We start from the raw sequence: 2,176 nt of genomic DNA, 5'->3' as shown, positions 1-2,176 counted from the left end.
GTACTCTTTTTTTATAGGGAACACTTGATCGAAAGGGGAATTTAATAGGTTTTCGGAACTACCACAAAAAGCAATAACTCGTTTTCCCATTAGCTTCGCTTTTTGAGCTAAAACATAGGGAGCTTTACCAAAGGATGATTGAGAATCTATTCGCCCTTCACCTGTAATTAAAATATCACAGTTCAACAGAGCATCATCCATATTTAAACAATCAAAAATTAATTCACTACCCGATCGTAGCTTAGCTCCACTCAAGGCATAAAGTGCAGCAGCAATGCCACCAGCCGCACCACCATGCTTTATTTTCGAAATATCAATATGGAATTGTTTCTTTATTAATTGAGCAAAATGTTGATGATTTTGATGCAATTGAATAATTTCCTCATCTGATGCACCTTTTTGTTTTCCAAAAACATAAGCCGCACCAAATTCACCAAGTAAAGAATTATCAACATCGCAGGCAATTTGAAAATCGACATGAAGAAGTCGGGAATCAAAGTTTTGAGAATTGATTTCAACAATGTCTTTCAAGTTTCCTCCTCCTCCACTGAGTTCATTCCCACCTTTATCAAGAAAGCGAAAACCTAAAGCTCTTAAAGCTCCAAACCCCATGTCAAGTGTTCCACTTCCTCCAATAGCAAGAATAATCTTAGTACAATTCAGATCAAGAGCTGAACGAATTAAATCACCGACTCCAAAAGTATGAGTATGTAAGGGTTTATATTCAGAGGGTTTAAGCAAAGACAGACCTGCAACATGAGTCAATTCTATAATTGCAGCACCATTCTCTGTAAGAAATATTGGGGCCTCGATCTTTCTATTTAAAAGATCAGTAGTAGAAAAAGTATGTGTTATCCCCAAATAATGATCCGACAAAACATCAAACGTTCCATCTCCTCCATCTGCAATTGGTAAGCATTTACAGTTGAAATCGGGTTTAATTTTTAAAAGATTACTTTGAATAATTTCAGCAACTTCTAGTGCAGAAAGACTGCCTTTAAAGGCATTGGGAGCAATCAGAATATTCATCCTTAATAGTGCTTAATTATTAAATTCTGATAGTCGAAATTCTTAGCTTCGATCAAAAAAATCAGAGACATCATCAAAAACAAGCAGACTTGGCTGAGCTTCAAAATAATTAAACAAATCGGTTTCGGGCCATTGCTTAACAGAGCGCATCACTCGGTTCATTAATTTACTTAACTCCTTTGGGAAATCAGAACCTTTCCACGAAGAGGTATTTGTTATAATCACCCAAGTAGATCCATCTGGATTTTGTTTCATCAATGCTGAGCTACCTGCCAGAGTACCAGTTCGCCACCAAGTCCCGTTTGATCTGGTTCCCTTCCATCCTATCGGACTAAATCCTCTACGGCTAGGTTTGGTCATATATTCAATACTTTCCTTAGAAAGAATATCAGCCTGTTTGTCTTTACCGTCAATGGCCACATAGAATTTCATTAATTCTGCTGCAGAAGCAATCCATGCACCAGCCCCACCAAGTTCTTCAATATTATTTCCACCATTGCTACGATGAACTTTTCCTCCAGAACCATCAAAGGCTGGAACAAGAATAGCATTCGATTGCTCGTAGTAATTAACCTCATTAGGCAACTTATCCTCACGTAGGTTTTTACCTAAATGCATATCAAAAATACCAGCAGGTTGTAAAATATGTTCTTGTACATATGCCTCGTACCGCTTACCTGAAGAAGCCTCGATAACCTTTTCAAGAATTACATAACCCAGATTAGAATAGCTACCACGGCTACCAGGTGTAAAATGTAAACGTTTCGAAAGAGCAAATTCGATAATGGTTTCAGCATTTGCAGGAGCTGGAACATTCATTCTTTTAGCTATGGTTATTGGCAAAAACATCTGATCACCATATCGACTCGTAAATCCAGCCGTATGTCTTAACAAATGCTCTACTGTTATTCTCTCCGAGCGCTTATCGCGAATATTTAAGTAGTTTTCAGAATTAAGAATACCATCCTCTCCAAATACTCGATCGCTTAATTGCAATTTCCCCTCCTCCTTCAGTTTCATTATTGCCGTAGCAGTAATCAACTTAGAAACACTCGCAATACGGAACAAATGATCAGGCTCAACCTTCACTTTATTTTCCACATCAGCGTAACCGTATCCTTTTGCAAAAACCAGTTTTTCATCTTTT

Annotated in this window: 2 protein-coding genes; both read right to left on the bottom strand. The window is 37.7% G+C overall.

What is annotated here, in order from left to right:
* Positions 1-1,029: glycerate kinase (locus ABY905_RS16675; protein ID WP_372645926.1), on the bottom strand; the 1,029-nt coding region annotated here is incomplete at its 3' end.
* 42 nt (positions 1,030-1,071) lie between these two features.
* On the bottom strand, positions 1,072-2,176 hold a 1,105-nt coding region (locus ABY905_RS16670), incomplete at its 5' end, for a serine hydrolase domain-containing protein (protein WP_372645924.1).

The organism is Ancylomarina sp., assembly GCF_041555295.1.
Lineage (GTDB): Bacteria > Bacteroidota > Bacteroidia > Bacteroidales > Marinifilaceae > Ancylomarina.
This window is presented reverse-complemented; position numbering and strand designations above follow the sequence as displayed.